Source organism: Geodermatophilus tzadiensis (assembly GCF_003002915.1).
Lineage (GTDB): Bacteria > Actinomycetota > Actinomycetes > Mycobacteriales > Geodermatophilaceae > Geodermatophilus > Geodermatophilus tzadiensis.
In genome coordinates this window covers 130,215-156,670 of record NZ_PVTG01000012.1, presented here as the reverse complement: position 1 = coordinate 156,670, position 26,456 = coordinate 130,215, and the positions used below count along the sequence as shown (strand labels likewise).

At 75.9% G+C, this 26,456-nt stretch carries 25 protein-coding genes; 15 read left to right on the top strand and 10 right to left on the bottom strand.

Annotated elements, in window-relative coordinates:
• Positions 1 to 15 precede the first annotated feature (15 nt).
• On the bottom strand, positions 16 to 1,422 hold the full coding sequence (locus LY71_RS16085) for a YlbE family protein (protein WP_106279440.1): 1,407 nt from the start codon (positions 1,420 to 1,422) through the stop codon (positions 16 to 18).
• The gene (locus LY71_RS24510; protein WP_281261616.1) at positions 1,419 to 2,915 is read right to left on the bottom strand and encodes an AllF/FdrA family protein; all 1,497 of its coding nucleotides are present in this window, start codon (positions 2,913 to 2,915) and stop codon (positions 1,419 to 1,421) included. The genes LY71_RS16085 and LY71_RS24510 overlap by 4 nt, the downstream gene beginning before the upstream one ends.
• Before the next feature lie 170 nt (positions 2,916 to 3,085).
• Here LY71_RS24510 and LY71_RS16075 point away from each other — a divergent pair, with 170 nt between their 5' ends.
• The 5 genes from LY71_RS16075 to LY71_RS16055 are packed head-to-tail and all read left to right on the top strand — an operon-like array spanning position 3,086 to position 9,042.
• On the top strand, positions 3,086 to 4,588 hold the full coding sequence (locus LY71_RS16075) for a uracil-xanthine permease family protein (RefSeq protein ID WP_106279438.1): 1,503 nt from the start codon (positions 3,086 to 3,088) through the stop codon (positions 4,586 to 4,588).
• On the top strand, positions 4,585 to 5,463 hold the full coding sequence (locus LY71_RS16070) for an FAD binding domain-containing protein (RefSeq protein ID WP_106279436.1): 879 nt from the start codon (positions 4,585 to 4,587) through the stop codon (positions 5,461 to 5,463). The genes LY71_RS16075 and LY71_RS16070 overlap by 4 nt, the downstream gene beginning before the upstream one ends.
• On the top strand, positions 5,460 to 5,978 hold the full coding sequence (locus LY71_RS16065; RefSeq protein ID WP_106279434.1) for a (2Fe-2S)-binding protein: 519 nt from the start codon (positions 5,460 to 5,462) through the stop codon (positions 5,976 to 5,978). Before LY71_RS16070 ends, LY71_RS16065 begins: the two co-directional genes overlap by 4 nt.
• Positions 5,975 to 8,389: an aerobic carbon-monoxide dehydrogenase large subunit gene (gene cutA / locus LY71_RS16060; RefSeq protein ID WP_106279432.1), complete on the top strand. Its 2,415-nt coding sequence runs from the start codon at positions 5,975 to 5,977 to the stop codon at positions 8,387 to 8,389. Before LY71_RS16065 ends, cutA begins: the two co-directional genes overlap by 4 nt.
• Positions 8,386 to 9,042, top strand: coding sequence for an SRPBCC family protein (locus LY71_RS16055; RefSeq protein WP_106279430.1), 657 nt, complete (start codon positions 8,386 to 8,388; stop codon positions 9,040 to 9,042). Before cutA ends, LY71_RS16055 begins: the two co-directional genes overlap by 4 nt.
• 66 nt (positions 9,043 to 9,108) lie before the next feature.
• On the opposite strand, the gene LY71_RS16050 is transcribed toward LY71_RS16055, so the two are convergent.
• Both LY71_RS16050 and LY71_RS16045 read right to left on the bottom strand, forming a co-directional pair.
• Positions 9,109 to 9,882, bottom strand: coding sequence for a hypothetical protein (locus LY71_RS16050; protein ID WP_106279428.1), 774 nt, complete (start codon positions 9,880 to 9,882; stop codon positions 9,109 to 9,111).
• Positions 9,883 to 9,950: 68 nt separating this feature from the next.
• Positions 9,951 to 10,826, bottom strand: a complete 876-nt coding sequence (locus LY71_RS16045) for an ATP-binding cassette domain-containing protein (protein ID WP_106279426.1) — start codon at positions 10,824 to 10,826, stop codon at positions 9,951 to 9,953.
• Positions 10,827 to 11,015: 189 nt separating this feature from the next.
• Between LY71_RS16045 and LY71_RS16040 the strand changes: the two genes are divergently transcribed.
• Together LY71_RS16040 and LY71_RS16035 are read left to right on the top strand one after the other, a co-directional pair.
• The gene (locus tag LY71_RS16040) at positions 11,016 to 12,158 is read left to right on the top strand and encodes a sensor histidine kinase (RefSeq protein ID WP_106279424.1); all 1,143 of its coding nucleotides are present in this window, start codon (positions 11,016 to 11,018) and stop codon (positions 12,156 to 12,158) included.
• Positions 12,155 to 12,814, top strand: coding sequence for a response regulator transcription factor (locus LY71_RS16035; RefSeq protein WP_211297373.1), 660 nt, complete (start codon positions 12,155 to 12,157; stop codon positions 12,812 to 12,814). The genes LY71_RS16040 and LY71_RS16035 overlap by 4 nt, the downstream gene beginning before the upstream one ends.
• 9 nt (positions 12,815 to 12,823) lie before the next feature.
• Here the strand turns inward: LY71_RS16035 and LY71_RS16030 are convergent, their stop codons facing one another.
• Both LY71_RS16030 and LY71_RS16025 read right to left on the bottom strand, forming a co-directional pair.
• Complete coding sequence (locus tag LY71_RS16030; protein ID WP_106279422.1) at positions 12,824 to 13,756, bottom strand: oxidoreductase; 933 nt, start codon at positions 13,754 to 13,756, stop codon at positions 12,824 to 12,826.
• Between the two features lie 9 nt (positions 13,757 to 13,765).
• The gene (locus LY71_RS16025) at positions 13,766 to 14,323 is read right to left on the bottom strand and encodes a hypothetical protein (protein ID WP_106279420.1); all 558 of its coding nucleotides are present in this window, start codon (positions 14,321 to 14,323) and stop codon (positions 13,766 to 13,768) included.
• 302 nt (positions 14,324 to 14,625) lie between these two features.
• On the opposite strand from LY71_RS16025, the gene LY71_RS16020 reads away from it, so the two are divergent.
• On the top strand, positions 14,626 to 15,828 hold the full coding sequence (locus tag LY71_RS16020) for an EAL domain-containing protein (protein ID WP_106279418.1): 1,203 nt from the start codon (positions 14,626 to 14,628) through the stop codon (positions 15,826 to 15,828).
• A 36-nt stretch (positions 15,829 to 15,864) separates the two neighbouring features.
• Here LY71_RS16020 and LY71_RS16015 read toward each other — a convergent pair whose 3' ends face one another.
• A complete protein-coding gene (locus tag LY71_RS16015) occupies positions 15,865 to 16,941 on the bottom strand; it encodes an alkene reductase (protein WP_106279416.1) in 1,077 nt (358 codons plus the stop codon).
• A gap of 72 nt (positions 16,942 to 17,013) precedes the next feature.
• Between LY71_RS16015 and LY71_RS16010 the strand changes: the two genes are divergently transcribed.
• Together LY71_RS16010 and LY71_RS16005 are read left to right on the top strand one after the other, a co-directional pair.
• Positions 17,014 to 17,880: an HTD2 family dehydratase gene (locus LY71_RS16010; RefSeq protein ID WP_106279414.1), complete on the top strand. Its 867-nt coding sequence runs from the start codon at positions 17,014 to 17,016 to the stop codon at positions 17,878 to 17,880.
• On the top strand, positions 17,877 to 19,031 hold the full coding sequence (locus tag LY71_RS16005; protein ID WP_106279412.1) for an acyl-CoA dehydrogenase family protein: 1,155 nt from the start codon (positions 17,877 to 17,879) through the stop codon (positions 19,029 to 19,031). Before LY71_RS16010 ends, LY71_RS16005 begins: the two co-directional genes overlap by 4 nt.
• A gap of 18 nt (positions 19,032 to 19,049) precedes the next feature.
• Here the strand turns inward: LY71_RS16005 and LY71_RS16000 are convergent, their stop codons facing one another.
• From LY71_RS16000 to LY71_RS15990, 3 genes are all read right to left on the bottom strand, one after another.
• The gene (locus LY71_RS16000) at positions 19,050 to 19,811 is read right to left on the bottom strand and encodes a thioesterase family protein (RefSeq protein ID WP_170121388.1); all 762 of its coding nucleotides are present in this window, start codon (positions 19,809 to 19,811) and stop codon (positions 19,050 to 19,052) included.
• A gap of 157 nt (positions 19,812 to 19,968) precedes the next feature.
• Positions 19,969 to 20,610: a LuxR C-terminal-related transcriptional regulator gene (locus tag LY71_RS15995; RefSeq protein ID WP_245887937.1), complete on the bottom strand. Its 642-nt coding sequence runs from the start codon at positions 20,608 to 20,610 to the stop codon at positions 19,969 to 19,971.
• 367 nt (positions 20,611 to 20,977) lie between these two features.
• A complete protein-coding gene (locus LY71_RS15990; protein WP_106279405.1) occupies positions 20,978 to 21,712 on the bottom strand; it encodes a LuxR C-terminal-related transcriptional regulator in 735 nt (244 codons plus the stop codon).
• 380 nt (positions 21,713 to 22,092) lie between these two features.
• Between LY71_RS15990 and LY71_RS15985 the strand changes: the two genes are divergently transcribed.
• From LY71_RS15985 to LY71_RS15965, 5 genes are read left to right on the top strand one after another with little or no spacing between them, the layout of a single operon-like run.
• A complete protein-coding gene (locus LY71_RS15985; protein ID WP_106279402.1) occupies positions 22,093 to 22,419 on the top strand; it encodes a TcmI family type II polyketide cyclase in 327 nt (108 codons plus the stop codon).
• Positions 22,420 to 22,445: 26 nt separating this feature from the next.
• Positions 22,446 to 24,194: an acetyl-CoA carboxylase carboxyl transferase subunit alpha gene (gene accA, locus LY71_RS15980; protein ID WP_106279400.1), complete on the top strand. Its 1,749-nt coding sequence runs from the start codon at positions 22,446 to 22,448 to the stop codon at positions 24,192 to 24,194.
• Positions 24,195 to 24,197: 3 nt separating this feature from the next.
• Entirely contained in the window at positions 24,198 to 24,704 is a 507-nt protein-coding gene (accB, locus tag LY71_RS15975) for an acetyl-CoA carboxylase biotin carboxyl carrier protein (RefSeq protein ID WP_106279398.1), read from the top strand.
• On the top strand, positions 24,701 to 26,209 hold the full coding sequence (locus tag LY71_RS15970; RefSeq protein ID WP_170121387.1) for an acetyl-CoA carboxylase biotin carboxylase subunit: 1,509 nt from the start codon (positions 24,701 to 24,703) through the stop codon (positions 26,207 to 26,209). Before accB ends, LY71_RS15970 begins: the two co-directional genes overlap by 4 nt.
• Positions 26,176 to 26,439, top strand: coding sequence for an acyl carrier protein (locus LY71_RS15965; RefSeq protein WP_106279396.1), 264 nt, complete (start codon positions 26,176 to 26,178; stop codon positions 26,437 to 26,439). The genes LY71_RS15970 and LY71_RS15965 overlap by 34 nt, the downstream gene beginning before the upstream one ends.
• The last annotated feature ends 17 nt before the right edge of the window (positions 26,440 to 26,456 follow it).

Sequence of the window (26,456 nt, the reverse complement as noted above, 5' to 3'; positions counted from 1 at the left end):
CGATCTCGCGGGGTCTCAGGCCGCCGTGGCGGCGCGGGCCTCCTGCGCCAGCGCGGCCAGCGCCTGCTCGAAGCACTCCCGCGGCGGCTGCACCAGCCCGGCGCCGACCTGCCCGGTGCCGGCCACCCGCCCGGCCATGCCGGTGTTGATCTGCGGCAGCCACCCGGTGCGGGCCACGGCGAGGACGTCGATGCCGGTCGGGGCGCCGCGGAAGCCGAGCACCGGGATCGCCATCGCCGGGTTCTCCGCGAGGGTGAGCTGGTACATCCGCTCGGTGGTGGCCAGCGCGTCGGGCACGGTGCCGCCGACGAACCGCACGATCGCCGGCGCGGCCGCCATCGCGAACCCGCCCACGCCGTAGGTCTCCATGATCGCGGAGTCGCCGATGTCGGGGTTGGCGTCCTCCGGGCCGTAGTCGCCGAGGAACAGGCCCACCGGGGTCTGCGCGGGGCCGGTGAACCAGCGGTCGCCGGTGCCCGCCGTCTGCACGCCGAACTCGGTGCCGTTGCGACTCAGCACCGTGACCAGCGTGGAGCCGGGGACGTCGCGGGCGGCGTCCATCGCGAGCTTGGCCGTGGGCATGCCGAGGTTGAGGAAGAAGTGCTCGTTGCCGCCGATGAAGCGCAGCGCCGCGGCGACGTCGGCCGAGGGCGCGTCGAGGGCCACCAGCGCCGGTGCCAGCTCGCGCAGCGCCATGAGGGAGCCCGCGCGGTTGCGGTTGTGCCCCTCGTCGCCCATCTGCAGCATCTGCGCGAGCACGGCCTTGACGTCGAGCGGCTCGGCCATCGACCGCACCGCGCGCGCCAGCAGCGGGCCGAGGACGTCGCGCATCCAGGCCAGCCGGGTGAGCACCTCCTCGCCGAAGGCGCCCATCCGCAGCACCTTGCCGAGGCCCTCGTTGAGGTTGCAGTAGGCCCGGCCGCCGTTCACCGGGTCCTCCAGGCACCAGGTCCACATGGACGGGCTGGTCACCCCCGCCATCGGGCCGACGGCGGAGTGGTGGTGGCAGGGGTCGAGCGCGACGCCGCCCGACGCCAGCAGCGCCTCGGCGTCCTCGACCGTCGACGCCCAGCCCTCGAACAGGCAGGCTCCGATCAGCGCGCCCCGCATGGGTCCCGACGCCGCCTCCCAGGTCAGCGGCGGGCCGGAGTGCAGCAGCGTGCGGTCGGGGAGGCCCAGCGTCTCCCGCGCCGGCCGGACGTCGACCAGCCGCGACCCGGCGGCCAGCACCCGCTCGACCGCCGTCCGGTTGGCCGCGGCGCGGCGCGGGTCCAGGGCGAGCGCGGCGAGGTCGCCCGGGTCGCCGAAGGCGGGCGGCCGCCAGTCGACGTCGGTGACCTCGGCGCCCTGGGCGCGCAGGGCGGCGGAGAACACGTCCACCCCCGCGGCGACGACGGCCGGCGGGCCCTCGAGCAGGTTCACCGGGCGGCTCCCAGCAGGTCGAGCGCGTGCCGGGTGGCCTGCGCGTTGGAGGCGTACACGGCCGCGCCGGCCGCGGCGAGGGCGTCGGCCTGGCGGCTCCAGCGCTGGGGGTCGGCCTCGGTGCCGACGAGCGCGACGACCGCCGGCAGGCCGGCCGCCGTCAGCGCCGGGGCCAGCGCCGCGGCCGGGTCGGGGTCGGCGCCGTGGCCGAGGACGACGTCGAGCAGCAGCACCGCCGGCTCGCCGGACGCGGCCAGCCGCTCGATCGCCTCCAGCCGCAGCGTCGGGTCGATCATCGGGTGCGCGCGGCCCACGGTGAGCGCGTCGTCGCCGAAGTCGACGACCACGTGCCCGCGGGCGGACAGGTCTGGGGCGGATGGGTCGATGACGCAGTCGAGCTCCGGCCGCAGCGGGGTGTTGGACCGGACGTCGCCGAGCACCGGCGCGGCCAGCAGCATCGCCTCGTCGGCCAGCGTGCCGCCGGAGTAGAGGCCCTTGAGCACGGCGCCGGGCGGCGCGCTCCGGCTGCCCGGCCGGGACGGCCAGTCGGGGACGGCGACGCCGAGGTCGGCCAGCAGCGCCTCGACGACGGCGGTGAGGTCGGGCGTCCCGGACCCGAGCACCGCCGAGCGCACCGGCGTGGCCAGCGACGCCGCCGTCCGCGCCACCGCCTCGGCCACCGGCGGCGCCGGCGGCTTCGAGACGACGAGCACCCGCTCGGTGGCCGGGTCGGCGTCCAGGGCCGCCAACGCGTCGAGGGTGGCCAGCCCGCCGACGGCCGCGGACAGGTCGCGCCCGCCCACGCCGAGCACGTGGCTGACGCCGACGCCGGCCGCGTCGAGCAGGCAGGACACCTGCTGGGCGCCGGTGCCCGAGGCCGCCACCACCCCGACCGCGCCGCGGCGGACCACGTTGGCGAAGCCGAGCGCCACCCCGGAGACGATCGCCGTCCCGCAGTCGGGGCCCATGACGAGCACCCCGGCCTGCCGGGCGGCCCGCTTGAGCGCGACCTCCTGCTCGACCGGGACGCCGTCGGAGAACACCAGCACGCTGCGGCGCGCGGCGACGGCGTCGGCGGCCTCCAGCGCGGCGTAGGGACCGGGCACGCTCACGACGGCCAGCGCGGAGGGGCCGTCGAGGTCGTGCAGGGCGGCGCCGACGGTGCGGGCCGGCTGGGCGTCGGCGGCCGCCCGGGAGCGCTCGCGCTCGGCGAGGGCGGTGTCGACGGCGGCCACGGCGGCGGCCAGCGCGTCGTCGTCGGTGGCGGCGATGCCGACGAGCAGCTGCTCGGGCGAGGCCGGCTCTCCGGGCGCGAGCCCCATCCCCGCGGCGAGCTCCACGTTGAGCGGGGTGGCCATGGCCACGAGGACGGCGGTCACCCCGTCACGCGCCCCGACGTCCCGGCTGACCTGCATGAGCCGCACGGAGTCGGCGTAGACGCCGCCGCGCAGGGAGACGTGCCGGACGCCCGGTCCGGGTGCGGGTGCACTCACCCCGCCGACCGTAGCGGGCGGTTCCTCAGCGGTGAGAGACCCGGTACGGCAACGACACGACCATTTAGCGCTGAGGCACTTCCACCCGTCGGTACCCCGTGACAGATTGACGGCCTCCCGGGGGCGTCCGCACCTCCCGGGCCGCTGGTCAGCCCCTCGAGGAGGTCCCGATGGCGTTCGGGTGGAAGCTCTACGCGGGCGGCAAGACGCCGCCGCTCGGCGAGGCCGTCGCCCCCGACGAGCGCCTGTCGTGGCCGCGGACGATCGGGATCGGCGCCCAGCACGTCGTCGCGATGTTCGGGGCGACCTTCGTCTTCCCGCTGATCATGGGGCTCGACGCGAACCTCGCGATCATGATGAGCGGCGTCGCGACCATCATCTTCCTGCTCATCGTGCAGGGGCGGGTGCCGAGCTACCTGGGCACCAGCGCCGCCTTCGTCGGTGGCGTCGTGGCCATCCGTGCCAACGGCGGGGACTCCGGCGACGTCGTCGGCTCGATCCTCGTCGCCGGCGTCGTCCTCGCGCTGGTCGGTGTGGCCATCCACGTCGTCGGGGCCCGGGCCATCAACGCCGCGCTGCCGCCGGCCGTGACCGGCGCGGTCGTCATGCTCATCGGCTTCAACCTCGCCCCGGTCGTGGCCGGGGTCTACTGGCCGCAGGACCAGTGGGTCGCGCTGGCGACCATGGTCTTCGTCATCGTCGCCTCGCTGCTGCTGCGCGGGTTCTGGGCCCGCATCTCCATCCTGCTGGGCCTGGTGTTCGGCTACCTGCTGTCGATCCTGCTCGACGTCACCGTCGGCCAGATCACCTCGCCCGACGGCACCGGGGAGATCGTCACCCGCGACCGGATCAACTTCGACGCCGTCGGCCAGGCCGACTGGATCGGCTTCCCCCAGCTCACCACGCCGAGCTTCTCGGTGAACTTCAGCCTGCTCGTGCTGCCGGCGGTCATCGCGCTCGTCGCCGAGAACGCCGGTCACGTCAAGGCCGTGGCCGCGATGACCAAGCGCGACCTCGACCCGGTGATGGGGCGGGCGATCTTCGCCGACGGCGTCGGCACCGTCGTCGCGACCTCGGTCGGCGGGTCCCCGACCACCACCTACGCCGAGAACATCGGCGTCATGGCCGCCACCCGGGTCTACTCGACCGCGGCCTACTACGTCGCGGCGGTCGTGGCGATCCTGCTCGGCCTGTGCCCGAAGTTCGGCGCGTTGATCAACATCATCCCGGGTGGGGTGCTCGGCGGGATCACCGTCGTGCTCTACGGGATGATCGGCCTGCTCGGCGCCAAGATCTGGAAGGAGAACCGGGTCGACTTCGCCAACCCGATCAACCTGGTGCCGCTCGCCGCCGGGATCATCATCGCGATCGGCAACGTGACCCTCCAGATCACCGACACCTTCCCGCTCAGCGGCATCGCGTTCGGCACCATCGTCGTCGTGGTCGGCTGGCACGTCGCCCGGGCGGTCGCCCCCGCGGAGATGAAGGCCGCCCTGGTGGAGGAGCGCGGGTTCGCCGAGGGCACCGGACCGGCACTGGGGTCCACCGGGCGGCACGCCGTCACCGCCGACCCGTCGTCGGTCGACCAGGTGGGCCGGCCCGGCGTCGAGACCCGTCCCGGCGTGGACACCCGGCCCGGGGTCGACACCACCAAGGGGACGCGCGAGCGGTGAAGCCCCCGCCCTTCCGGTACGCGGACCCCGGGTCGGTCGACGAGGCGCTCGACGTCCTCGCCGCGGAGGGCGACGGCGCCAAGGTGCTCGCCGGCGGGCAGTCGCTGCTGCCGCTGCTGGCGATGCGGCTGGCCGCACCCGCCACGCTGGTCGACGTCAACCGGGTGCCCGGGCTCGACCGGGTGGAGGCGAGCGCCGGCGGCGTCCGCGTGGGTGCCCTGGTGCGGCACGCCGGGCTGCTGCGCGACACCGCCGCGGCCGAGGTCCAGCCGCTGCTGGCGCGGGCGACGGCGGACGTGGCGCACCCGGCCATCCGCAACCGGGGGACGACGGTCGGCTCCATCGCGCACGCCGACCCCTCGGGCGAGCTCACCGCGGTGCTGGCGCTGACCGGCGGGTCGGTGACCGTGGCCCGGCCATCGGGGCGTGCGGAGGTCGGCTGGCGGGACCTGTTCGTCGGGCCGCTGGAGACCTCGCTGAGCGGCCCGGCGGTCGTCGTCGACGCCTTCTTCCCCGCGCTGGCGGAGCGGTCGGGGACGGCGTTCGCCGAGATCGCCCGGCGCAAGGGCGACTACGCCGTCTGCGGGGCCGCGGTCGTCGTCACGCTCGACGAGGACCGCCGGGTCGCCGCCGTCCGCGCCGCCTACCTGTCGGTCGGGCCGGTGCCCGAGGTGCACGACCTCACCGAGGCGGTGGCCGGCAAGCCGGTCGACAGCGCCGACTGGGCCGCCGCCGGCGCGCTGGCCCGCACCCTCGTCGACCCCGACACCGACCTGCACGCCACCGCCGACTACCGGCGGCTGCTGGTCGGGGTCCTGACCGAACGCACGCTCGCCGAGGCCGCCGCGGAGGCGGCCGGGAGGACCGCCGCATGACCTCGATCGACACCGAGCGGACCGTATCGCTGACGGTCAACGGTGTGCCCCGGGAGGCGCGGGTCCCGGTGCGCCGGGTGCTCGCCGACGCGCTGCGCGACGACCTGGGGCTGACCGGCACGCACGTCGGCTGCGCGCACGGCGTCTGCGGCTCGTGCACGGTACTGGTGGACGGCGAGCCGGTGCGCTCCTGCCTGGTGCTCGCCGTGCAGGTGCAGGGCGCGGCGGTGACCACCGTGGAGGGGCTGGCCCGCGACGACCACCGGGGCGGCCAGGTGCTGCACCCGGTGCAGGAGGCCTTCCGCGAGTGCCACGCACTGCAGTGCGGCTTCTGCACCCCGGGGTTCCTGGTGACCATCGCCGCGGGGCTCGAGGCCCGGGACGCGGCGGAGGAGATCACCGAGGAGGAGGTCGACGAGCTCGTCGGCGGCAACCTCTGCCGGTGCACCGGCTACACGAACATCAAGAAGGCCGTCCGGCACGCCGCCGCGACGATGCGGGAGGACGCCCGGTGACGACGAAGCTGTTCGGGGAGCCGGTCCGCCGGCGCGAGGACGCCCGGCTGATCACCGGGCGGGGCCGCTACCTCGACGACATCGGCGCCGGCGCGCTGGCCGCGGCCTTCGTGCGCAGCCCGCACGCGCACGCGCGCATCACCGACATCGACGTCGAGGCCGCCCTCGACGTCGAGGGCCTGGTCGCGATCTACACCTACGAGGACCTCACCGGCCCGATGGCCGAGCCGCTGCCGGTGCTCATCCCGCACCCGCAGCTGCACGCGCCGCGCACCGGGTACCCGCTGGCCGACGGCGTGGTGCACCACGTCGGCGAGCCGGTGGTGATGGTCGTGGCCACCGACCGGTACGTGGCCGAGGACGCCGCCGAGCGGATCGTCGTGGGCTACGAGGAGCTGCCGGTCGTCGTCGGCATCGACACCGCCCGCGCCGCCGAGCACGCCGTGCACCCCGACGTCCCGGACAACGTCGCCGCCCGGCACCACCAAGAGACCGGCGACGTCGAGCCCGCGCTGGCCGCCTCGCCGCACACGCTGACCTTCACCCAGACCATCGAGCGCAGCGCGTGCACGCCGCTGGAGGGCAAGGGCGTGCACGCGCGCTGGGACCCCGACGACGGCAGCCTGCGCGTCTACTCCAGCACCCAGGCCTCGACGTCGGTGCGCGCGGCGATCGCGGCGAAGCTGGAGCTGTCGCTGGACCGGGTCGAGGTCATCGCGCCCGACGTCGGCGGCGGCTTCGGCGTCAAGATCGTGCACCCGTGGCCCGAGGAGCTGCTGGTGCCGATGGCGGCCATGCGGCTGGGCCGCGAGGTGAAGTGGGCCGAGGACCGCCGCGAGCACTTCGTCTCCAGCGCGCACGAGCGCGGGCAGCGGCAGGAGGTCACCGTCGGGTTCGACGACGACGGCCGGCTCACCGCGCTCGACGTGCACGTCTGGCACGACAACGGCGCCTACACGCCCTACGGGATCATCGTGCCGATCATCACGGCCACCCAGCTGGTCGGCCCGTACGTGGTCCCGGTGTACCGGGTGGTGGTCGAGAGCCTCTACACCAACACCGTCATCGTCACGCCCTACCGCGGCGCCGGGCGGCCGCAGGCCTGCTTCGCGATGGAGCGGACGATGGACCGCATCGCCGACGCGCTCGGCCTCGACCGCGCCGAGGTCCGCCGGCGGAACCTGATCACGCCCGACCAGTTCCCCTACGACCACCACCTGACGTTCCAGGACGGCCGGCCGGTGGTCTACGACTCCGGCGACTACCCGGGGCTGCTGGAGAAGCTGACCGCGCTGGTGGGCTGGGAGTCGGTGGAGGAGCGCCGGGCGGAGGCGGCCGGCCGCGGGAAGCTGCTCGGCGCCGGGATGGCGCTGTACGTGGAGGGCACCGGGCCCGGCCCCTACGAGGGCGGGCACGTGCAGGTGCTCGGCAGCGGCAAGGTGCTGGTCTCCACCGGGCTGACCTCGCAGGGCCAGGGACACGAGACGGTGTTCGCGCAGATCGTCGCCTCCGAGCTCGGCGTGCCGATGGAGGACGTCGAGGTGCACACCGGCGACACCCGCCGCTTCGGCTACGCCGTGGGCACCTTCGCCTCCCGGGCCGCGGTGATGAGCGGCAACGCGGTGGCCCTGGCCGCGCGCGGCGTGCGGGAGAAGGCGCTGCGGATCGCCGCCGACGTCCTCGAGGCCGACCCGTCGGACCTGGAGATCGACGAGGGCCTGGTGCAGGTCAGGGGGACGCCGGGGGCGTCGATCCCGCTGCGGACGGTCGCCGTCCTGTCCAACCCGCTGCGCTACGCCTTCGACGAGGCGGCCAAGCAGGCGACGCAGTTCGCCACCCACGACGACACCAAGCCCCCGGTGGCCCCGGGTGACGCGCCGGGCCTGGAGCACCGCGACTACTACTCACCGCTGCGCTCGACGTTCGCCTCCGGCGCCCACGCCGCGGTGGTCGAGATCGACCCGCAGACGTGGGAGATCGACGTCGTCCAGTACGCCGTGGTGCACGACTGCGGCAACGTGGTGAACCCGATGATCGTCGAGGGGCAGGTGCACGGCGGCGTCGCGCAGGGCGTGGGCGGGGCACTGTACGAGCGGATGGCCTACGACGCCGACGGGCAGCTGCAGAACGCCTCCTTCATGGACTTCCTCGTGCCCTACGCCTCCGAGGTGCCCGACGTGGTCATCGACCACCAGCAGACGCCCTCGCCGCTCAACCCGCTGGGCATCAAGGGCGCCGGCGAGGCCGGGGTGATCCCGGGGTCGGCGGCGCTGGCGTCGGCGATCGAGGACGCGGTGGGACGGCGGGTCGCGGCGATGCCGATCTCGCCGTCGGAGCTCTACGACCTGGTGCGGGACGACACGGCGGAGCGGACGGCGGCGTCCACCCGCAGGACGGGAGCGACGGCGTGAACCTCGACGGCTCGGCGGTGCTGCACGGGAGCCAGGAGGACGTCTGGCGGGTGCTCACCGACCCGGAGGTGCTCGCCCGGACGATCCCGGGGTGTCTGTCCCTGTCGCGGGTCGGCGAGGACTCCTACCGCATGGACGTCGCGGTGGGCGTCGGGGCGGTCAAGGGCACCTACGCCGGCGAGGTGCGGCTGTCCGACCAGCAGCCGCCCCGGTCCTACGTCATGCACGCGTCCGGGGCCGGGGCGCCGGGCAACGTGCGGGCGACCGTGACGATCGAGCTGGCGCCGTCCGACGAGGGCACCACGCTCACCTGGTCCGCCGACGCGGTGGTCGGCGGGCCGGTCGCCGGGGTGGGCCAGCGGATGATCACCGGCGTCGCCAAGCGGATGGCCGGTCAGTTCTTCACCGCCGTCGACGCCGAGCTGACCGGTGCGGCCGCGCCGCGCCCCTCGGCCGCCGCGGTGAGCTCGACGGGCGCCGCGGCACCGGCTCCGGCCGCCGCTCCGGTGCCGACGCCGCAGGTGGCCGGCGGCACCGCGGCCGCCGCGCCGTCCGCCGACCTGCAGACCCTGGCCGTCGGCGCGCTCGGCGGGGCCGGCCTCACCCTGCTCGGCGTCCTCGTCGGCTGGCTCCTCGGCCGCCGCCGGGACTGACGAGGACGCGCCGAGGGGCCCCTCGACCCAGTCGAGGGGCCCCTCAGCGTGGAGTGGTCGTGCGGGTCAGGCGACCGAGCGGCGGCGGGTGACCAGCACCCCGGCGACCGTGGCGGCGACCACCCAGCCGGCGATCACCGCGATCGGCGTGGTCGCCGCCCCGTGCTGCGCGAGCGTCACGACCGCGCCGGCCGGGTCGAGCTTGGCGGCGATCTCCGGCTCCACCGAGTTCAGCACCGGCAGGATGCCGAGCACGGTCAGGTAGGTCCCGGTCATCGCGGCGGCCGAGTTGCCCACCGCCGCACCGATCCCGGCGCCGATGACCGCGAACGCCGCCCCGGAGGCGATCACCGCGACCACGGCCTGGCCGGCCGCGAACCACGTCACGCCGGTCGTGAAGGCGGCGAGCGTCCCCACGGCCAACCCGACGCCCACCGAGGAGAGCACCAGGCCGAGCAGCGCCATGGCGGCGGCCTTGGCGGCCAGCACCCGTCCCCGCTGGGGGACGAGCAGGTAGGTCGTCTGGACGCTGCGGTGCGTCCACTCCCCCGCGGTCGAGAGCACCCCGAGGGCGAGCAGGACCAGGGCGATGAGCATGCCCATGATCCCGAGGGCCATCGCGGCGGCGACCCCGCCGCCGCTGGTCATGGTGGCCAGCAGGACGCCGAGCGGGCCGACCAGCACGGCCAGCGCGGCCACCGACCGGCCGGAGCGGGTGGACAGGGACTTGCGGATCTCCAGGCCGGTCAACGCCGGGAAGGAGGGGCCGGTCCGCCGGGCGGTCGGCCCGGGGGTCGGCACGACGGCGGTGGCGGTGGCCGGGGCGGTGGTGGTGCTCATGTCAGGTGCCTCTCGTGGCGGGGTGGTCGGGTGCGGGGTGGTCGGGGGCGCGGTGGTCGTGGTGGCGGTCATGACGCGTCGGTGAGCTGGAAGAACAGCTCCTCCAGGCCCTGCTCGGAGGGCCGCAGGTCGATCAGGGCGTGGCCGCCGGCCGCCGCCAGCACGCCGATCCGGTCGGGGCTCGCGCCCGGGACGACGAGGACGCCGCCGTCGCGGTGCTGGACCTCGAACCCGGCGGCCGCGAGCGCCGTCCCGAAGGACGCGGGGTCGGCCGCCCGCACCGCGGTCCCGTCCCGGCCGAGCAGCGTGCCGATGGGGTCGTCGGCGACGATCCGGCCGGAGCCGATGACCAGCAGTCGGTCGACGGTGTGCTCGACCTCGCCGAGCAGGTGGCTCGACAGCAGCACGGTCCCGCCGCGGGCCGCGTGGCCGCGCAGGAGGTCGCGCATCCAGCGGATGCCCTCCGGGTCCAGGCCGTTGGCCGGCTCGTCGAACATGAGCACCGGCGGGTCGGCCAGCAGCGCCGCCGCGATCCCGAGCCGCTGCCGCATGCCCAGCGAGTAGCCGCCGATCCGGCGTCCGCCCGCGGCGGTGAGGTCGACCATCTCCAGCACCTCGTCGACCCGCGTGGCCGGGACGCCGATGGTCGAGGCCAGCAGCCGCAGGTGCGTCCGCCCGGTGCGTCCGGGGTGCACCGCGGCGGCGTCGAGCAGGGTGCCCATCACCGCGCCCGGGTTGGGCAGCGCCGGGTAGGGGCGGCCGGCGACCGTCGCGGTGCCGGATGACGCGGGCACCAGCCCGGTGATCATCCGCATCGTGGTGCTCTTGCCGGCGCCGTTGGGACCGAGGAACCCGGTCACCGTGCCGGGCTCCAGCTCGAACGACACCTCGTCGACGACCCTCCGGCCGCCGTAGTCCTTGGTCAGTCCGCTGACCGTGATCATCGGGAGCTCCTCGCCTCGTCCTGCTGTGGTGGTGACGCACAGAGAACCGCCGCGGGCCCGTCGTCCGCGTCAGCCGGGAGCCTCGAACGTGCTGGTCGGAGGTCTCGTCCCGGTCATCCGAAAGGTGACGTCGGCGGTCACCTCGCGGGCGACCCGGGCGGGCGGACCGCCGTCCTACGCTGCTGCCCCATGGGGCTCCGCGCGCGTCTGTGGCCGGGCCTGTCCGCGCGCGGCGTCTGGTTCGAGGTGCTCCTCGCCGTCCTCGGCGCGTTCAGCGTCGGCGCGGTCCAGTGGACGTCCGGCCCCGCCCCCGTGCCCCTCTCCGTCACGGCCACGACGTCGGCCGCTGTGGGCCTGCTGCTGCTCCTCCTGCGCCGGCGGGCACCGCTGGTCCCCTTCCTCGCGGCCGCCGCGGTGGGCGCCGTCGCCCCCGCCATCGGCGGCGCGATCCCGCTCGGTGCCTACGCGGTGGGCCGCTACACCGGCGGGTGGCCCGCCCGGGCCGTCGCCGGGGTCGCCGGGTCGGTCGCGGTCAGCCAGCTGTGGACCGGCGGCTCGCTCGGCGACGTCGTCAGCGGGCTGGCGGCGGCGGCGTTCGTCGTCCTGCTGCCCGGCACGATCGGCGCCTGGGTGCGCGCCCGCGCCGACCTGATGACGGCACTCACCGAGCGCGCCGAGCGGGCCGAGGCCGAGCGGGAGCTGCTCGCGCGCGAGGCCATCGCCACCGAGCGCGCGCGCATCGCCCGGGAGATGCACGACGCGGTGGGGCACCGGGTGAGCCTCATGGTGCTGCAGGCGGGAGCGATCGAGATGGCCGCCGCCGACCGCGAGCGGGTCGAGCAGCTCGCCTGCCACGTGCAGCTGGCCGGCCGGCAGGCGCTCGACGAGCTGCGGCAGGCGGTCGGCGTCCTGCGCGACGGGGAGGACGACGGCGCGCCGCTCACCCCGCAGCCCGGCCTCGACGACCTCGAGCGGCTGGTGCAGGAGTGCCGCGCCGCCGGGATGGTGGTCGAGCTGACCGGTCCCCCGCCCGACGCCGCCCCGGTCGAACCCGCCGTCTCCCGGGCCGCCTACCGCATCGTGCAGGAGGCGCTGACCAACGCGGGCAAGCACGCGCCCGGCGCCCCGGTGCACGTCGACGTCTCCCGGGAGCCCGGCCGGCTCGTCGTCCGGGTGGTCAACGGGACACCGACCGAGCCCGCCGGCCCCGGCTCCGGCGGGGGCTTCGGCCTCGTCGGGCTCAGCGAGCGGGTGCGCACGCTGGACGGCCGGCTGCGCGCCGAGCGCCGCCTGGACGGCGGCTTCGGGGTGGAGGCGGTGATCCCGGCGTGACGATCGCCGTCCTGCTCGTCGACGACGAGGAGCTGGTGCGGTTCGGGTTGCGGACCGTGCTCGAGGCGGCCGGCGACTTCACCGTGGTCGGGGAGGCCGGCGACGGGCTCGCCGCGGTGCGCGCCGTGCAGGAGCTGCGGCCCGACGTCGTCCTCATGGACATCCGGATGCCGCGCAAGGACGGGCTGGCGGCCACGCGCGAGATCCTCGCGCTGCCCCACCCGCCGCAGGTCGCCGTCCTCACCACCTTCCACGCCGACGAGTACGTGTACGCGGCGCTGGCCGCCGGCGCCGCCGGCTTCCTGCTCAAGGACACCCCGCCGCGGGAGATCGCCGCCGCCGTCCGCGCGGTGGCCGACGGCACCGCGACGCTGTCGCCGAAGGTCACCGCCACCCTCATCGAGTCCTACGTCGACCGGCGGGCCGCGCCGCGCAGGGCGCAGGCGCTGCGGCGGATCCAGGGCCTGTCCGACCGCGAGCGGGAGGTGCTGCAGCTGCTGGGCAGCGGGGAGTCCAACGCCGAGCTGGCCCGGCGGCTGTTCGTCAGCGAGGCGACGGTGAAGACCTACGTCTCGCGGCTGCTGGCCAAGCTCGACCTGGCCAACCGGACGCAGGCCGCCATCCTCGCCCACGAGGCGGGCCTGCTGGAGGAGTGAGCCGCCGGGTCACCGGGCCGGCCCGACCTCGAGGGGGATGCCGGTCTCGCGCTCGGACACCCGCCACAGGACGTCGATCTGCTCCTGCAGCCCCCGGCGCCGCAGCACCGGCCGCCGGACGGCGGGGCCGCGCGAGCCGTACCGCGGCGCGTAGAGCTCCCCGCCCCGGGCCCGCGGGTCGGTCGCCGCCCGCAGCTGCGGCCGCACGCCCTCGAACGGCGACATCCCCGATCGCGCGGTCAGCAGCTCGAACACCGGCCCGAGCCGGCCGGCGCCGCCCTCGCGCACGGCGCGCGCCTGCAGGTCGGTGTCCGTCAGACCCGGGTGGGCGAGCAGGCTGGCCGCCGCCACGCCGGCCGCGGCGAACCGCTGCTGCAGGCCCAGGCCGAAGTGCAGGTTGGCCATCTTCGACCGCGCGTAGGCGCTCCACGCCCCGTAGCCGCGCTCGAGGTGGACGTCGGCCGGGTCCAGCCGCCGGGCCCGGTGCCGCGCCGTGCTGGTCACCGTCACCACCCGCGCGGCGGGACTGCGCAGCAGCGCCGGCAGCAGGTGCGCGGTGAGCGCCCAGTGCCCGAGGTGGTTGACGCCGAACTGCTCCTCGAACCCGTCGGCCGTCGTCCGCCGCGGCACCGCCATCACCCCGGCGTTGGCCACCAGCAGGTCCACCCGCTCGTGCCGGTCCAGCACCGAGCGCCCGGCGGCCGCCACAGAGGAGAGGTCGCCGAGGTCCAGCGGGACGACCTCCAGCGACGCCGACGGCGCGCTGAGCCGGATCCGCGCCTCCGCGGCCGCCGTCTTCCCCGGGTCCCGCGCGGCCAGCACCACGTGCGCGCCGGCACCGGCCAGCGCCAGCGCCGTCTGCAGGCCCAGCCCGCCGTTCGCGCCGGTCACCACCGCCGTCCGGCCGGTGAGGTCGGGGACGTCGCGCTCGGTCCAGGGCACGCGGGGTCCCTACCCGGCGCGCGCCTCCGCCCGCGTGGCGACGGCGGTGAGCAGCTCCCACCGGATCGCCGAGCTGCCCGGCCGGACGGCGAGCCAGTAGAGGCCGAAGCGCCGCCGCGTCCCCGCGTCGGTGGCGACCACCCGCGTCTCGCAGCTCAGCCGGGTCCCCCCGAGCGCCGGCGTCAGCCGGAACTCCATGCCGACCTTCACCCAGCCCGGTTCCGACCACTCCCGGACGCCGTCCGCGTCGAGCACCGGCGGGCGCCGGCCGCCGGTCAGCCGCCAGGCCTGCAGCACGCCCCCGAAGACGACGTGCGACGGCGGGTCGGACATCAGCTCGGGGATGGGCACCACGTCGAGGAGCGTCCGGTCGAGACCGCCCCGCCGGCGTCCCCTGCCCGTCAGGAGCACCGGCAGGGCCCGCGCGGCGCTGAGCAGGAGCGTCACCGGCAGCGAGGAGAGCCGCAGCCGGTGCAGCTCCTCCCACACCACGGACGGCGGCGCGTCGATCACCCGCGACTGCCGGGTGACGTGGTCGGGCACCGGCACGACGTCGTCGAGGTCCATGCCACACCTCCCCCGCGCCCAGGATGCCCGCCGCCGCGCGTCTCCGGCGGACGCGGGCACGCCCCCCTCGAGGGCACGAGGGGGCGCTGCGCGGGTGTCCGGTCCCGCGGGTCGCGGGGGTGGCCCCGGCGTGGCGCGGCCGCGGCGCGCCGGGCGGACGAGACAGGACGCCGCCAATACCGCAGAGTGAGTTCCGCATCACCCCTCGTGGATGTCGGGCGGAATGAGTCCGCCCGCAGGGGTGGCCCCGGCGGCTCGCGGTGCCGGTCGGGGGACGGGGACGTCCACGGGGGAGGACGCGCGTGCAGCTGGAGTGCTCGGAGGCCGGGCGGCAGGTGGAACGGCTGCTGCGGACGGCGCGCAGCAAGCTCGACCTCAGCGTCGCGTTCCTCAGCCGGATCGACGACACCGCGCGGACCGTGCAGGTCGCCGACTCGGCGGTGCCGGAGTTCCGCGCCGGCTACTCGGGCCCCCGCGACAGCGGCTTCTGCCTGGCCGTGGTCGAGGGGCGCCTGCCGCGCGTCATCCCCGACGTCCGCAGCGTCCCGGAGGCGGTGCGCCTGCACCCGGCCGACCTGCCGCAGATCCGCGCGCACGTCAGCGCGCCGGTCGTGCTCAGCGACGGCGCGGTCTACGGCACCTTCTGCGCCTTCGGCCTGGCCACCGACCCGGAGGTCTCCCCGCGCGACCAGGCCCTGGTCGAGGTGCTCGCCGACGCCGCGGCGCTGGTCATCGAGCCGGAGGTCCGCCGGGCCGAGCGGCAGTCCGAGATCAGCGACCGGCTCGCCGCGGTCGTGGCCGACGGCGGCCCCCGGGTGCTGCTGCAGCCGATCGTCGACCTGCGCACCGGTGCCCGCGTGGGCGCCGAGGCCCTCAGCCGGTTCCCCGCCGAGTGGGGCCGCGGACCCGACGTCGTCTTCGAGGAGGCGCACAGCGTCGGCGAGGGCGACCGCCTCGAGCTGCTCGCCCTGACCCGCGCCGCCGCGCTGCTCGACCGGGTGTCGGGGTACGTGTCGGTGAACGTCTCGCCGCAGACCCTGCTGACGCCGGCCTGCGGCGACCTGCTCGCCCGGCTGCCGCTGGACCGCGTCGTCCTGGAGCTCTCCGAGCACGACCCGGTCGAGGACTACGCCGCCCTCGAGGCCGCCCTGGCCCCGCTGCGCGCGGCCGGCATGCGGCTGGCCGTCGACGACGTCGGCGCCGGCTTCGCCAGCCTGCGGCACATCGTGGTGACCGCCCCCGACGTGCTGAAGATGGACCGCAGCATCGTCAGCGGCGTCGACACCGACCCGGTGCTGGCCCGGCTCGCCCGCTCGCTGGTCGACTTCGCCCACGGCGTCGGCGTGGTCGTCGTCGCGGAGGGGGTGGAGACGCCGGCCGAGCGCGCCGTCCTGCAGTCGCTCGGGGTGGACGACGGCCAGGGCTGGCTGTTCGGCCGCCCGGTGCCCGCGGACGCCCTCGCCGACGCCGGCACGGTGCTCACCGCGGCGTCCCTCGCCTCCTGACGGGGCGAGGGACGCCGTCCGCGATCGGGCGGCGGGTCAGCCGGCGCGCAGCGTCGGGTAGTCGGTGTAGCCCTCGGCGCCCGGCGCGTAGAACAGGTGCGCCTTCGGCTCGTTCTCCGGGTGCTGTCCGGCCCAGCGCTCCACCAGGTCGGGGTTGGCGATGACCGCCCGGCCGACGGCGACGACGTCGGCGTGCGCGGAGTCGATGAGCGCCACGGCCTCGTCGCGGGTGGTCACCGAGCCGAAGCCGCTGTTGACCATCAGCGGCCCGTCGAAGCGCCGCCGCAGCTCCTGCACCAGGTCGCCGGCCGGCTCGCGGTGCAGCACCGAGAGGTAGGCCAGCCCCAGCGGGCGCAGCTGGTCGAGGAGGGCGCCGTAGGTGGCGAGGACGTCGTCGCGGTCGGTCTCCAGGACGTCCTGGATGTCGTGCTCGGGCGAGATCCGCAGGCCGACGCGGCCGGCGCCGATCGCCTCGGCCACCGCGGTGACGACCTCGACGACGGCCCGGGCGCGGTTCTCCGGGGAGCCGCCGTACTCGTCGTCGCGCACGTTGGACGTCGGCGACAGGAACTCGTGCAGCAGGTAGCCGTTGGCGCCGTGGATCTCCACGCCGTCCAGGCCGGCCTCGACGGCGCGCTGCGAGGCGCGCACGAAGTCCTGCACGGTCGCGCGCACCTCGTCGGCGGTCAGCGCGTGGGGCACCGGGTAGGGCTGCTTGCCCTTCTCCGTGTGGCCGGCGCCGTCGATCGCGAGGGCGCTCGGCGCGACGACGCGGTGGCCGCCGTTGACGTCGGGGTGGGTGACCCGGCCGCCGTGCATGACCTGCGCGAACAGCCTGCCACCGCGGGCGTGGACGGCGTCGGCGACCCGGCGCCAGCCCTCGACCTGCTCGTCGGTGACGAGGCCGGGCTGCCCGACGAACGCCTGGCCCTCGATGTGCGGGTAGGTGCCCTCGGTGACGATCAGGCCGAGCGAGGCGCGCTGCGCGTAGTAGTCGACGACGAGGTCGCCGGGGACGCCGGACCGGCCCGAACGCATGCGGGTCAGCGGCGCCATCGCGACGCGGTTGGCGAGCTCGACGTCGCCGAGGGTCACGGGGGAGAAGAGGTCCACGGGGGTTGCGACACCGGCCGGGCTCGCCCCATTCCCCGGTGCGGCCCGGCTCACAGGCGGCAGGATGGCCCGGTGACGCTGCTCGCCTCCGCCGTCGAGGGCTGGTCGCCCGGGCCGGTGACCGCCACCGCCCGCATCGGGGCCGGCCCGGCCGCCGCGTTCGCCGCGCTGCTCGACCAGCCCGCCCCGCCGCTGGCCGACGGGGACCCGCTGCCCCCGGGCTGGCACTGGTTCGCCTTCCTCGACCACCCGGCCACCGCCGACCTCGGCGAGGACGGCCACCCCCGCGCCGGCGCCTTCCTGCCGCCGGTCCCGCAGCGGCGCCGGATGATCGCCGGCGGGCGGCTGGAGGTCACCGCGCCGCTGCGGGTCGGCAGCACCGTCACCCGCACCTCCGCGCTGGCCCGGTGCGAGCCCCGCAGCGGGCGCAGCGGCCCGATGCTGCTGGTCACCGTGCGCAGCGAGTACCGGGAGGACGGCCGGTTGCTGCTCAGCGAGGAGCAGGACGTCGTCTACCGGTCCCAGGAGGCCGGCTCCTCCCCCGCACCGGCCGGGACGGGGACGCCCGCGCCCGCCGGCGACGGCCCGGCGGTGGAGCTGCGGCCCGACGAGACGGTGCTCTTCCGCTTCAGCGCGCTGACCTACAACGCGCACCGCATCCACTACGACCACCCCTACGCGACGCAGGTCGAGGGGCACCCCGGGCTCGTGGTGCACGGCCCGCTGCTCGCGCTGCTGCTGCTCGAGGTCCCGCGGCGGCACTCCCCCGACCGCGCCGTCGTCTCCTTCGCCCACCGGCTGACCCGGCCGGCGTACGCGGGGACGCCGGTGCGCGCCGTGGGCCGGGCCGACGGCGACCGGCTCGAGCTGTCCGCCGCCGCCGCGGGGGCGCCGTCCTCGGTCACCGGCACCGCACTGCTCACGGGAGGAGCCCGATGACCGCGCTGAGCACCGAGGAGCAGGCCGTCGTCGACACGGTGCGCACCTTCGTCGACCGCGAGGTCCGGCCGGTGGTCCGCGAGCTCGAGCACTCCGACACCTACCCGGAGGCGCTGGTCGAGCGGATGAAGGAGCTCGGCGTCTTCGGCCTGGCGGTCCCCGAGCCGTGGGGGGAGGCGCCGGTGTCCATGCCCTGCTACGCGCAGGTCACCGCCGAGCTGGCCCGCGGGTGGATGTCGCTGGCCGGCGCCATGGGCGGGCACACCGTCGTCGCCAAGCTGCTGGTCGCCTTCGGCACCCGCGCGCAGCAGGACCGCTGGCTGCCCGCGATGGCCACCGGCGAGGTGCGGGCCACGATGGCGCTCACCGAGCCCGGCGGCGGGTCGGACCTGCAGGCGATGCGGACCGTCGCGCGGCGGGACGGCGGGCAGTGGGTGGTCGACGGCGCGAAGACCTGGATCACCAACTCGCGCCGGTCGCAGCTGATCGCGCTGCTGTGCAGGACCGACCCGGACGCGCAGCCCCGGCACCGCGGTGTCTCGGTGCTGCTGGTCGAGCACGGCCCGGGGCTGACCGTGTCGAAGGACCTGCCCAAGCTCGGCTACAAGGGCGTGGAGAGCTGCGAGCTCGTCTTCGACGGGTTCCGCGCACCGGCCGACGCCGTCCTCGGGGGCGAGGAGGGCCGCGGCTTCGCGCAGATGATGACCGGCCTGGAGACCGGCCGGATCCAGGTGGCCGCCCGCGCGGTCGGCGTCGCGCAGGCCGCCTTCGACGATGCGCTGCGCTACGCCCAGGAGCGGGAGAGCTTCGGCCGGCCCATCTGGCAGCACCAGTCGGTGGGCAACCTGCTCGCCGACATGGCCACCTCGCTCACCGCCGCCCGCCAGCTGGTGCTGTACGCCGCCGAGCGGTACGAGACCGGCCGGCGGTGCGACCTGGAGGCCGGCATGGCCAAGCTGTTCGCCTCCGAGACGGCGATGAGGGTCGCGCTCGACGCCATCCGCGTGCACGGCGGCCACGGCTACTCCACCGAGTTCGACGTCGAGCGCTACTTCCGCGACGCGCCGCTGATGATCGTCGGTGAGGGCACCAACGAGATCCAGCGCGACGTCATCGCCCGCCAGCTCGTCGCGCGGGGCGGCCTCGGCTGAGCAGCCCGCGGGGCCGCGTCAGCGGGCGGGCAGGCGGCGGGTCTGGCGCACCCGGGCCACCAGGGCGCCGTCCACGTCGCGCAGCTCGGTGTCGTCCACCGCGACGTCGGCGTCGGCCCAGGCCAGGCGTTGGTCGACGCGCACCCACGCGCCGGTCGCCGGTGGCGGGCCGGCGAGGTGCGCGGTCAGCTCGACGGTCGGCATCACCGCCGGGGTGGTGCGGACGGCGAACAGCGCCGGCGGCAGCGCGTCGGCGAGCACGCCGAGCTGCACCAGCGGCTCGAGGTCGCCGTCGACCCGGACCCACGCGTGCAGCCGCGGCTCGGGACCCCCGGCCAGCGGGCGGGAGGCGCCCAGCGCCCGGATCTCGGTGTGGTCGGCGATCGGCACGAACTCACGCGGCAGCGCGAACGGCACGCCCTCCCGGACGGTCGGTCCCGCGACCGGCAGCACCGCCTCGCTGACCGCGGAGGCCGGGCGCGCGAGCGTGAGCACCTGGGCGACCGCGCGCACCCGGCCCTCCTGGCTCACCGTGGCCCGCACGCTGCCGGTGGTGCCGGCCCGGTCGGGGGCCACCTCGACGGCGGCCTCGGTGTCGGCCGCCACCCCGGCGAGCAGGTGCGCCGTCACCGCCCGGGGCGCCGACCCGGTCGCCGCCGCGGCGGCGGCCAGCAGGTGTCCCACCACGAGCCCGCCCTGGGTGTCGGTGAACGACCGCCAGGTCGGGTCGAACGAGAGCAGTCGGGCGGGCGGGTCGAGCACGGTACCGGCGGCGTCCACGGGTCCTCCCCAGATCCTCGGTTGGGATGTCCAACCGACGATCCAGGACGGTAGCGCAGTCGGTACGAGAACCCAACCGAAAACGGCCGGCCACGACCTCCGGAGGAAGCGGGTGCGACCTCCGGAGGAACCGTCCGAGGTCCGGTGGAGCCCGTCCTCAGGCGGCGGGCGAGGAGTCGCGGTTGACCAGGATGGCCAGCTGCGTGCGGGTGCGGACGTCCAGGCGCCGCATCGAGGCGGTCAGGTGGCTCTTGACCGTCGCCAGGCTGAGGAACAGCCGGGAGGCGATCTCCTCGTTGCTCAGCCCCTGCGCGACCAGCTCGGCGACCTCGCGCTGGCGCTCCGTGAGCCGGTCCAGCGGGCGCACCGCCGGTGCCGGGCGGGCCTGCGGGTCGGTCAGGTACTGCACCAGCTGGTCGGTGGCCGCCGGGTCCAGCGCGGCCTCGTGCCGGGCCAGCGCCCGCACCCCGTCGACCAGCCGCTGGGCGTCCGACCGGCGGGGCAGGTAGCCGCGGACACCGGCCTGCAGGATCTCCACGACCTCGGGCTCGGACTCCGTCCCCGGCTCGGCGAGCACGAGCACCGCGGTGTCCCGCCGGCACAGCGTGCGCAGCAGCGGCAGCGCCGCGCCGGCCACCAGCCCCTGCCGGACGACGACCACCTGCGTGCGGCACCCGTCGGCCGCCTCGAGCGCCTCGGGCAGGTGGGTGGTCTCGGCGACCACCGCCATGTCCGGCTGCGCCTCCAGCACCTCGCGCATGCCGATCCGGAAGACCTCCTGGTCCTCGCAGAGCAGCACGCACACCAGGCTCGTCGGCGGCCGGCCCGCATGGGGCCGGATCGGCGCGGGCCGCACCGACCCCCTCGGTGCCGGCGGCCGGGCCACCTCGTTGGGTGTGGAGCGCCCACCCGTCTGGCCGGGGCCGCGCTGGCGCAGTCCAGCGATCGTCGCGTCCGGTGCGAGTCCTTCGTGGTCCATGTCGTCCCCCCGACGGCTCGACGCTCCCCCGCGCCCCGAGGCCGACCCCTCCGACTCCCGTCCGTCTTCTCCGGACTCCACCGAGGGTAACGGTGCACGACCATGTCGTGCGCAGTTTTCTCCCAGCATTCATCCAGGATCCGCCAAGGAAGCCCTTCACCACCAGGGATGTCGGCGCGCGAGCTGCTCAGCCCTCCGCGGGGAGGAAGCTCCCGCCACCACCGCGTCGTGACGCTCTGTGCACGTGGATGGCGAGTTGCGTACGGTCGCGCAGGGCGAGTCGGCGCAGCGCCACGGTGATGTGACCCTTCACCGTCGCCCTGCTCACCCGCAGCCGGTCGGCGATCTCGGCGTTGGTCAGCCCCTCGGCGACCAGTTCGGCGACCGCCTGCTGCCGCGCGGTGAGCGGGTTGTGGGCCGGACCGTCCTCCGGCCGCTGGTCGCCGTCGAGCCGGTGCAGCAGCTCGCCGGCGACGCACGCGTCGAGCACGGTCTCCCCGCGGGCCACCGCCCGCACGGCCTCGACCAGGCGCAGGGAGCTCACCGCCGCGTGCACGTAGCCCCGCGCGCCGGCCCTGAGCACCTCGACCACGTCGCTGCCGGCGGCGGCCTCACCCATCAACACGACCCGGTTGCCCGTGCGGCTCAGCGTCCGCACCAGCTCCTGCACCGCGGTCCGCCGGGTGTCCAGGCCCAGCAGGGTGACGTCCGGCGCGACGCCGGCGGCCAGGGTGAGCGCCTCGTCGACGTCGGCCGCCTCACCCACCACCACGAGGTCGGGCGCCCGCCGCAGCACGGTGCGCAGCCCCCGCCGCAGGACGTCGTGGCCGTCGCAGACCAGCACCCGGACGGGCGAGCCGTCCGCGGGCGCGCCGGAGCCGGTCACGACGGCACCGGGGACGTCGCGCTCCGGTCCACCCATCCGCTCCGCTCCCCTCCGGCGCCCGAGGCGCGAGCTTGCAGGTCAGGAGGCGAAAGCTAGGCGGTTCCCGGAGCGCTGACCACCCGAACGGCGCTGAGCGGTCCGCTCACCGGCGAGTTCATACCCGGGTCGTGCCTGCGACCCCTCCCCGGAGCGGGACCCGTCGCCCTGCAGGTCGGGGTTGCCCCTCCCCGGAGGGGATCCGACCAGGCCGTCCGGACGGTGCCGGCGCCCTCCCGCCGTCCGGGGTCGTGGTGCCCTCCCCCGCCGGGTGGGCGCCGGATCCCGACGCCTGGCCGATGTGGCGAGCCTCACGTCGTTCCTAGCGTCGGTGCCATCCCGCCCGGGCTCCCCGGGAGGTGGACGACGGAGGAGGTCCCGTGGACCAGACGATGATCATCGCGCGGATGGCGCCGGAGCACGCCGAGGACGTGGCCGCCGCCTTCGGCCGCCACGACGCGACGTCGGCACCGCACGAGATCGGGGTGCTCCGCCGCTCGCTCTACCAGTTCCACGGCATCTACGTGCACCTGGTCGACTTCGACCGGCCCGCCGCCGAGGCGATGCGCATCGCCCAGTCGCTGCCGGCCTTCCGCGCCGTCAGCGAGGACCTCAAGCCCTACATCGAGGCCTACGACCCCGGCTGGCGGTCGCCGCAGGACGCGATGGCCCGCCGCTTCTACCACTGGACGTCGTCCCCCGAGTGATCGCGCGGGTGGCGAGGAGGCAACTGATGACACGTTCGGCGACCCCGGTCCCACCGGTCCCCGCGCCGCAGCCCGCGGGCGGGTGGGTCTCCTGTCCCGCCTGCGGCTGGCTGCTCTACCGCAAGCGACTCGACCGGGACCTGCACGTCTGCCCCGAGTGCGACCACCACCTGCGGCTGAGCGCCCGCGCCCGCATCGACCTGCTCGCCGACGCCGGCAGCTGGACCGAGGCGCACTTCGCCCCGAGCACCCCCGACCCGCTGGCCTTCACCGACCTGCGCGACTACCCCGACCGGCTGGCCGAGGCCGAGCGCCGCTCCGGCGAGTCCGAGGCCGTCGTCGTCGGCACCGCCCGCATCGGCGGCGCCGAGGTGGTCCTCGCCGTCATGGACTTCGGCTTCCTCGGCGGCTCGATGGGCGTCGAGGTCGGCCGCCGAGTCAGCGGCGCCGCCGAGCTGGCCCTCGAGCGCAGCCTGCCGCTGGTCACCGTGTGCGCCAGCGGCGGCGCGCGGATGCAGGAGGGCGTGTTCTCGCTGCTGCAGATGGCACGGGTCAGCTGCGCCTTCGGCCGGCTGCGCGAGGCCGGCCTGCTGTCGGTGTGCGTGCTCACCGACCCCACCTACGGCGGCGTCTCGGCCTCCTTCGCCACCCTCGCCTCGGTCCTGGTCGGCGAGCGCGGCGCGCACGTCGGCTTCGCCGGGCCGCGGGTGGTGCAGGAGACGATCCGCGCCGAGCTCCCCCGCGACTTCCAGACCGCCGAGTTCCTCATGAGCCACGGCCTGGTCGACCGCGTCGAGAGCCGCGCGGAGCTCCGGCCGCTGCTGGTCCGGCTGCTCGCCCTGCACGGCGCCGGTCCCGTGCCCGGCGCCCCGGCCGGTGACGGGTCGGCCGACGAGGGCCCCTCGGCCGACCGCGCGGAGGACGCCGACGAGGACGCCGAGGCCGACGACACCGACGCCGACCCGTGGGACGTCGTCCAGCGGGCGCGGGTGACCGAGCGGCCCACGACGCTGGACTACCTGCACACCGCCTTCGACGACTTCGTCGAGCTGCACGGGGACCGGGTCTTCGCCGACGACCCCGCCGTCGTGGGCGGGGTGGCCGCCATCGGCGGGCGCCGCGTCGTCGTCCTGGGCCACGAGAAGGGGCACACCGTCCGCGAGCGGGTGGCCCGGAACTTCGGGATGCCGCACCCGGAGGGCTACCGCAAGGCGCTGCGGCTGCTCGACCACGCCGAGTCCTTCGGCCTGCCGGTGGTCACGCTGGTCGACACCCCCGGCGCGCACCCGGGACCCGAGGCCGAGGAGCGCGGGCAGTCGCACGCGATCGCCGAGGCGATCCTGCGCAGCAGCCGGCTGCGGGTGCCGGTGGTCTCGGTGGTCACCGGCGAGGGCGGCAGCGGCGGCGCGCTGGCGCTGTGCACCTCCGACCGGCTGCTGGTCATGGAGAACGCCTTCCTCTCGGTGATCAGCCCGGAGGGGTGCGCGGCGATCCTGTGGCGGACGGCGGTGGCCGCCCCGACCGCGGCCCGCGCGATGCGGCTCGGCGCGGCCCACCTGCGCTCGGCCGGGATCGCCACCGCCGTCGTCCCCGAACCACCGGGCGGGGCGCACACCGACCCGCTGGCCGCGGCCGGCCTGCTGCGCCGGGCCCTGGTGCGCGAGCTCGACGACGTCTGCCGGCTCGACCCGGCCACCCTGCTCGACACCCGCGCCCGTCGGCTGGCCCGCATCAGCGGCGACGACGGCCGCCCGCTGCAGACCGTGGGGAGCTGACCGATGACCGCCAGCGAGCTCTCGGCCCGGAGTGCGGGGCCCGACCCCGACGACACGGTGCGCGACCTGCACGACGAGGTCGTCGCCCTGGCCCGCGACCTGCCCGCGGGGCTGCGGAGGCTGACCGTCCGCGACGGCGACCGCGCCGTCGAGGTCGAGTGGGCCACCGGTCCCGCGGAGACGGCGACCGTGGCGGTCGCACCGGTCGCCGCGGTGGTGGCGGCGCCCGCCGCCGCGGTCGCCCCGGCCGAGCCGGAGGGCACCCCGGTCCGGTCCCCCCTGGTTGGCACGTTCTACTCGGCGCCCTCGCCCGGCGCGGACCCCTTCGTGCGGGTCGGCGACGAGGTCGAGCCCGGGCAGACCGTCGGCATCGTCGAGGCGATGAAGCTGATGAACCCGATCGTCGTCGACGAGGCGGGCGTGGTGGCCGACGTCCTGGTCGGCGACGCCGAGTCCGTCGAGTACGACCAGGTGCTCATGCTCCTGCGGCCGGCCGGCGGTGCGCGGTGATCGACCGGCTGCTCATCGCCAACCGCGGTGAGATCGCCGTCCGGATCGCCCGGGCCTGCCGGGAGCTGGGCATCGAGGTGGTCGCCGTCCACTCGACCTCCGACCGCCACTCGGCCGTGGTGGCCATGGCCGACGAGGCCGTGCACATCGGCCCGCCGGCGCCCCGGCGCAGCTACCTGCACGTGCCCAACATCGTCGAGGCGGCGCTGCGCGCCGGCGCCGACGCCGTCCACCCCGGCTACGGCTTCCTCTCCGAGGACCCGGACTTCGCCGAGATCTGCGCCGCCGAGGGGCTGACCTTCGTCGGCCCGCCCCCGGCGGTCATGCAGCAGATGGGCAACAAGGCGACGGCGCGGCGGCTGATGGCCGAGGCCGGCCTGCCGCTGCTGCCCGGCGTGGTCGAGCCGGTGCGCACCGCCGAGGAGGGCCGGGCGATCGCCGACGAGATCGGTTACCCGGTCATCGTCAAGGCCGCCGCCGGCGGTGGCGGCCGCGGGATGACCGTCGTCCGGGCGCCGGAGGACTTCGACGAGGCGTTCGCCACGACCCGGGCGGTGGCCCGCGCGGTCTTCCGCGACCCCACCGTCTACGTCGAGCGCTTCCTGTCCGGCGCGCGGCACGTCGAGGTGCAGGTCCTGTGCGACGCCCACGGCAACGGCGTCTCCCTCGGCGAGCGCGACTGCTCCCTGCAGCGGCGGCACCAGAAGCTGCTCGAGGAGGGCCCGGCCGGCCACCTCACGCCCGAGCAGCGCACCGAGCTCGGCCGCCTCGCGGTGCACGGCGCGCTCTCGGTCGGCTACACCGGCGCGGGCACGATGGAGTTCCTCGTCGACGGCTCGGGCGCGGCGTACTTCATGGAGATGAACGCCCGGATCCAGGTCGAGCACCCGGTCACCGAGCTGCTCACCGGCGTCGACCTGGTGCGCGAGCAGATCCTCGTCGCCGCCGGCCGGCGGCTGGCCTTCCGGCAGGAGGACGTCGTCCCGCGCGGCGCGGCGATCGAGTGCCGGATCAACGCCGAGGACCCCACCCGGGGCTTCGCGCCGGCACCCGGTCGGCTCGAGGTGCTGCAGGTGCCCGACGGCCCGTGGACCCGCTTCGACACCGGCTACCGCCAGGGCGACACCGTCAGCCCCGACTACGACTCGCTGCTGGGCAAGCTCGTCGTGTGGGCGCCCGACCGCGACCAGGCCATCCGCCGGATGGACCGGGCGCTGGCCGAGATGCGGGTCGAGGGTCCCGGCGTGCACACCACGATCGCGCTGCACCGCGCGCTGCTGCGCGACCCCGACGTCGTCGCCGACCGCCACGACGTGCAGTTCCTCGACCGGTGCCTGCCCGCGGTGCTCGCCCGCGCCGCCTCCCTCGACGACGCCGCCCCCGGCCTCCCCGCCGCCCGCGGCGGACTCCAGCTCGTCCCGACCCCGACCGCGGACCCGCGGCCGGACCGCTCCACCGAAGGAGAGATCCCGTGTCCGCCACGACCTTCACTCTCGACGACCTGATGGCGCTGCTGTCCGAGAAGGCCGGCCTGCCCGCCAGCGCGCACACCACCGACCGCGACGCGCACTTCGCCGACATCGGCCTGGACTCGCTGGCCTTCCTGTCGATGCAGACCGCGCTGCAGGACCGCTACGGCACCGAGATGCCCGAGGAGAACCCGGAGCTCTACACGCTCGGCGAGATCGTCGACACGGTGAACGCGACCGCGTCGAACTCGGCCGGCATGGCCTGAGCCGACCCGACCCCCAG

Coding starts and splice junctions, on each gene's coding strand:
- LY71_RS16075 (WP_106279438.1), top strand. CDS start 3,086: ATGGCGTTCGGGTGGAAGCTCTACGCGGGCGGCAAGACGCCGCCGCTC.
- LY71_RS16065 (WP_106279434.1), top strand. CDS start 5,460: ATGACCTCGATCGACACCGAGCGGACCGTATCGCTGACGGTCAACGGT.
- LY71_RS16050 (WP_106279428.1), bottom strand. CDS start 9,882: ATGAGCACCACCACCGCCCCGGCCACCGCCACCGCCGTCGTGCCGACC.
- LY71_RS16045 (WP_106279426.1), bottom strand. CDS start 10,826: ATGATCACGGTCAGCGGACTGACCAAGGACTACGGCGGCCGGAGGGTC.
- LY71_RS16040 (WP_106279424.1), top strand. CDS start 11,016: ATGGGGCTCCGCGCGCGTCTGTGGCCGGGCCTGTCCGCGCGCGGCGTC.
- LY71_RS16025 (WP_106279420.1), bottom strand. CDS start 14,323: ATGGACCTCGACGACGTCGTGCCGGTGCCCGACCACGTCACCCGGCAG.
- LY71_RS16005 (WP_106279412.1), top strand. CDS start 17,877: ATGACCGCGCTGAGCACCGAGGAGCAGGCCGTCGTCGACACGGTGCGC.
- LY71_RS15990 (WP_106279405.1), bottom strand. CDS start 21,712: ATGGGTGGACCGGAGCGCGACGTCCCCGGTGCCGTCGTGACCGGCTCC.
- accA (WP_106279400.1), top strand. CDS start 22,446: ATGACACGTTCGGCGACCCCGGTCCCACCGGTCCCCGCGCCGCAGCCC.
- accB (WP_106279398.1), top strand. CDS start 24,198: ATGACCGCCAGCGAGCTCTCGGCCCGGAGTGCGGGGCCCGACCCCGAC.